We start from the raw sequence: 4,700 nt of genomic DNA, 5'->3' as shown, positions 1-4,700 counted from the left end.
CTTCCTTCCGGTCGAGCACAAAGCCGAGATAGAGCTCCTGCGCGATGTCGACGGCTTCCTCCAGATAGAGGCGCGAGATCAGCTTGCCGCGCGGGCCGGTCTGCTGCGTCACCAGCTTGCGTCCGAGCATGGCTTCGGCGGCGTTGGAGATCTCCTCGTCATTCGAGCAGAGTTTTATCCCGCCGGCTTTGCCGCGCGCGCCGGAATGAACCTGCGCCTTCAGCACCCATTTCGAGCCGCCGATCTCGCGCGCGCGGTAGGTCGCCTGCTCGGGGCTGTAGGCGAGGCCGCCGCGCGGCACATGCACGCCGTGGCGGGCAAGCAGTTCCTTGGCCTGGTATTCGTGGATGTCCATCTTGTCCTCCCAGTTTTTTTACTGCGCGGCGTGAACCTGGCCGGCGCGCTCGATCGCTTCGTTGACCACCAGCACATTGCGCGCCATGCGTTCCGACGCGGCGTCGATCATCTTGCCGTCGAGCGCGGCTGCGCCCTTGCCCAGCGCCTCCGCTTCCTTCAGCACCTCGAGGATGCGGCGGGCGCGGGGGACCTCTTTCTCCGGCGGCGAAAATACGTCGTTGGCGAGAGCGATCTGCGAGGGATGGATCGCCCATTTGCCTTCGATGCCGAGGGCCGCGGCGCGCCTGGCGGCCGCCTTGTAGCCTTCAGGATCGGAGAAATCGCCGAACGGCCCGTCGATGGCGCGCAAGCCATAGGCGCGGCAGGCGACCGTCATGCGCGACAGCGCGAAATGCCATTGGTCGCCGGGATAGTCAGGGTTCAACCCGCCGATGTTGACTGTGCGCGCCTTGTTGCTCGCGGCATAGTCGGCGACGCCGAAATGCATCGCTTCGAGACGTCCGGGCGTGGCGGCGATCGCCTCGACATTGGCCATGCCGAGCGCGGTCTCGATCAGTGCTTCGAGGCCGACGCGGGTCTTAAAGCCCTTGGCCATCTCGATCTGGTTGACCATGGCCTCGACCATATAGAGGTCTGCGGGAACGCCGACCTTCGGCACCAGGATGGTGTCCAGCCGGTCGCCGGCCTGTTCCATGACGTCGACGACGTCGCGGTACATGTAATGGGTGTCGAGGCCGTTGATGCGCACCGAGACGGTCTTGCCTTTGGCGCGCCAGTCGATGTCGTTCAGCGCCTGGATGATGTTCTTACGGGCGCGCTCCTTGTCGGGCGGCGCCACCGCGTCCTCGATGTCGAGGAAGACGAAGTCGGCGGCGCTGTTCGCGGCCTTGTCGATCATCTCCGTGCTGGAGCCTGGAACGGCCAGCTCGCTGCGCTGGAGCCTGAGTTTCTTCAGGTGGTGGATGGTGTGGCTCATGGTGCGCCCCTTATGCCGCCTTGGCGACCGGCATTTCGGCCGTGCGGCGGAAGTGCTCGATCGCCGCCGCCACGCCTGAGCCCGGCGCCAGGCGCACGCCGCAATCGAGCAGCGCCATTTCGGCCGCCGACAGCGAGGCCAGCACCATCACTTCGTTCAGCCAGCCGAGATGGCCGATGCGGAAGACCTTGCCGGCAACCTTGTTGAGGCCGCCGCCAAGCGATGTCTGGTATGCGCTGTAGGCGCGCTTGACGACGTTGGCGCTGTCGATGCCTTCCGGAACCAGGATGGCGCTGACCGTGTCGGAGTGCCATTGCGGCGCCTTGGCGCAAAGCTTCAGGCCCCAGGCGTCGACCGCCTTGCGCACGCCTTCGGCGAGCCGATGGTGGCGGGCGAAGATGTTCTCCAGCCCCTCCTCGGCGATGAGGTCGAGCGAAGCGCGCAGGCCGCGCAGCAGCTGCGTCGCCGGCGTGTAGGGGAAATAGCCCGCGTCGTTGGTGCGGATCATGTCCTCGAAGGAGAAGTAGCAGTGCCGGTGCGTCGCGACCCGCGAAGCGGCAAGCGCCTTCTGGCTGACCGACAGGAAGCCGAGGCCGGCGGGCAGCATGAAGCCCTTCTGCGAACCGCTGACGGCGCAATCGACGCCCCATTCCTCCTGGCGAAAATCGATCGAGCCGATCGAGGACACGCCGTCGACGAAAAGGAGTGCTGGGTGGTTCGTGGCATCGAGCGCGGCGCGGCAGCCGGCGACGTCGCTGGTGACGCCGGTCGCGGTCTCGTTCTGAGTGCAGAAGACGGCCTTGATGCGGTGCGCCTTGTCGGCCTTCAGCCGCTCCGCATAGAGGTCGAGCGGAACGCCGGTGCCCCACTCGCAATCGATGACATCGACGTCGAAGCCGAGCCGCTCGGCCATGTCGACCCACAGATGCGAGAACTGGCCGAAGCGCGACATCAGCACCTTGTCACCGGGGCTGAGCACGTTGGTCATCGCCGCTTCCCAGGCGCCAGTGCCGGAGGACGGATAGATGAAGACGCGGCCGGTCTCGTTCTTGAAGACTCGTCTGATGTCCTCGAACAGCGGCAGCGTCAGGTTGGGGAAGGAGGCGGCGCGCATATCCTCCATCGGCAGGTTCATGGCCTGCCGGACCTGCTCCGGAATGTTGGTGGGCCCCGGGATGAAAAGATGCGTGAACCCAGCCATGCGAAATTCCTCCGATCGTTTTTGATTGTGGAGGAAGTTTCGTCCTGGCGAGGCTCGCCAACAACACCTTGCTGGGTAAGTTGTTGGCCCTTGCGGGTGAGATGGACCTACCCGTCTGGCCTACCCGATCGGCCTACCCGGCAGGCGATTTGGACGTGCGTTGTTTCTCGCTGGAATAGAGCGCGACGGCCATGGCGCGATTGCGCACGTCCAGCTTGTCGTAGAGATTCTTCAGGTGGTACTTCACCGTGTTCTCGGAAATCCCTGTACGCGTGGCGATCTGCAAATTGGTCCAGCCGTCGGACAGCACCGCCAGCAGTTCCCGCTCGCGCACGGTGAGCCGGGACAAGGGCGTGTCGTTGACCTTGTTGATGTCGATATAGGGAATGCAGATGCGGCCATGCGCGACCGCCAGGATCGTCTCGAAGATCACCGGCGGCTCGTCGAACTGGAAGCAATAGCCTTGAGCGCCGAGGCGCACGCATTGCTTCAGGATGCCGATGTCGTGGTCGTTGGAAAAGATCGTGATGCGCACGCCAAGCTCGCGGCTCTGAACTTCCGTCAGCACGTCGGCGCCGTCCATGTCGGCGAGCTTCCAGCCGACGACGGCGACATCGAACTGTGTGGCAGTGGCCATATCCAGGAATTGCGCGCCGCTGTGCACAACACCGAGCAGATCGAAGCGGCCGTCGCATTCCAGCATTTCGCGCAGCGCCGAAACGACGAAAGGATTGCGTTCGGCGACGACCACGCGAACGCGCTGCCCGCCAGCTGTTTCTTCCGTTTTCCGCGACGCGAGGTTCAAGGCCTGCCGCTCACCTTTTCGATTCCACCCATTCGTCGGCCTCTTCGCACCGTGCCATGACAATTCTGCCTCAACGGGGAAGGGGTGCTCTTTCCCCAGCGACATGCGCTGTCGCGTCGGCTGGAGGGATTGTCACAGCCGCGACGCGGGCGCCGCGCGCTGCTTCCGAGAGGTTGCGAGGCAAAGGCGACCGTCACATTTCCTTGGCTATTCCGCGCGCTAGAGCGACATCTTTCGAAGACGAATCCTGCCACCGCGCTATCTGCAGCACAGGGTTTGGATTTCCCGAAAAGCGGTTTCCACTTTTCGGGATCATGCACTAGACCTCATTTCGGGATTCCTCGATGCGGGAGGCGCTGGTGGAAGGCCAGAACAGACAGACGACCGATGTCGCGCCCGCCGAGGAGCATCACGCCGACATCTATGGCGAGGACGGTGCCGTGCGCGCCTCCTTCCTTGCCCAGATCGGCGCAGCGATCGCCGACCGCGACACGATCACCCTCAAGCGCGAAGTCGACGACCTGCACCAGTCGGAACTCGGCGATGTGCTGGAGGCGCTTCATCCCGAACAGCGCCGGGCGCTGGTCGAATTGCTCGGTTCCGACTTCGACTTCTCCGCGCTGACCGAGGTCGACGAGGCGATCCGCCTCGACATCGTCGACAATTTGCCCAACGCGCAGATCGCGCAGGCGGTGCAGGAGCTCGATTCCGACGACGCCGTCTACATTCTCGAGGACCTCGAGAAGGAAGACCAGGACGAGATCCTGTCGCAGCTGCCCTTCACCGAGCGCATCAGGCTGCGGCGCGCGCTCGACTATCCGGAAGAAACCGCCGGCCGGCGCATGCAGACCGAGTTCGTCGCCGTGCCGCCGTTCTGGACGATCGGCCAGACCATCGACTACATGCGCGAGGACAAGAACCTTCCCGAGCGCTTCAGCCAGATCTTCGTCATCGATCCGAGCTTCAAGCTGCTCGGCGCCATCGACCTCGATCAGATCCTGCGCACCAAACGCGCGGTCAAGGTCGAGGAGGTCATGCATGAGACGCTGCATGCGATCCCGGCCACGATGGACCAGGAAGAGGCGGCCCGCGAGTTCGAGCAGTATAATTTGCTCTCCGCCGCCGTGGTCGACGAGAACGGGCGGCTGGTCGGCGTGCTGACCATCGACGACGTGGTCGACGTCATCCAGGAGGAGGCGGAGGAGGACCTTCTGCGCATGGGCGGCGTCGGCGACGAAGAATTGTCCGACACCGTGCTCGCCACCTCGCGCTCGCGCGTGCCCTGGCTGCTGGTCAATCTGCTGACCGCCTTCCTCGCCGCGTCGGTGATCGGCCTGTTCGACCGCACGATCGAGCATATC

The 4,700-nt window shown here is 64.3% G+C and carries 5 protein-coding genes; 1 reads left to right on the top strand and 4 read right to left on the bottom strand.

All coding sequences use genetic code 11. The features are described from left to right. The 4 genes from EOA28_RS25595 to EOA28_RS25580 all read right to left on the bottom strand — a co-directional run. Window positions 1-355, bottom strand: a 355-nt coding sequence (locus tag EOA28_RS25595; protein ID WP_189342183.1) for an ATP-grasp domain-containing protein, incomplete at its 3' end; no start/stop codon positions are given. Between the two features lie 18 nt (window positions 356-373). Then, complete coding sequence (locus EOA28_RS25590; RefSeq protein ID WP_128315413.1) at window positions 374-1,333, bottom strand: CoA ester lyase; 960 nt, start codon at window positions 1,331-1,333, stop codon at window positions 374-376. A gap of 10 nt (window positions 1,334-1,343) precedes the next feature. Beyond that, the gene (locus EOA28_RS25585) at window positions 1,344-2,534 is read right to left on the bottom strand and encodes an aminotransferase class V-fold PLP-dependent enzyme (RefSeq protein WP_127253135.1); all 1,191 of its coding nucleotides are present in this window, start codon (window positions 2,532-2,534) and stop codon (window positions 1,344-1,346) included. Between the two features lie 133 nt (window positions 2,535-2,667). Beyond that, window positions 2,668-3,285 (bottom strand): response regulator transcription factor, encoded by a 618-nt coding sequence (locus EOA28_RS25580; RefSeq protein ID WP_281059012.1) that lies wholly within the window; start codon window positions 3,283-3,285, stop codon window positions 2,668-2,670. 398 nt (window positions 3,286-3,683) lie between these two features. Between EOA28_RS25580 and EOA28_RS25575 the strand changes: the two genes are divergently transcribed. Continuing rightward, a partial coding sequence (locus EOA28_RS25575) for a magnesium transporter (RefSeq protein ID WP_245501592.1) occupies window positions 3,684-4,700 on the top strand: 1,017 nt, incomplete at its 3' end.

This window comes from Mesorhizobium sp. M2A.F.Ca.ET.067.02.1.1 (assembly GCF_004023285.1).
Taxonomy (GTDB): domain Bacteria; phylum Pseudomonadota; class Alphaproteobacteria; order Rhizobiales; family Rhizobiaceae; genus Mesorhizobium.
The sequence above is the reverse complement of the archived record's forward strand: the minus strand, read 5'-3'. Positions and strand labels throughout refer to the sequence as shown.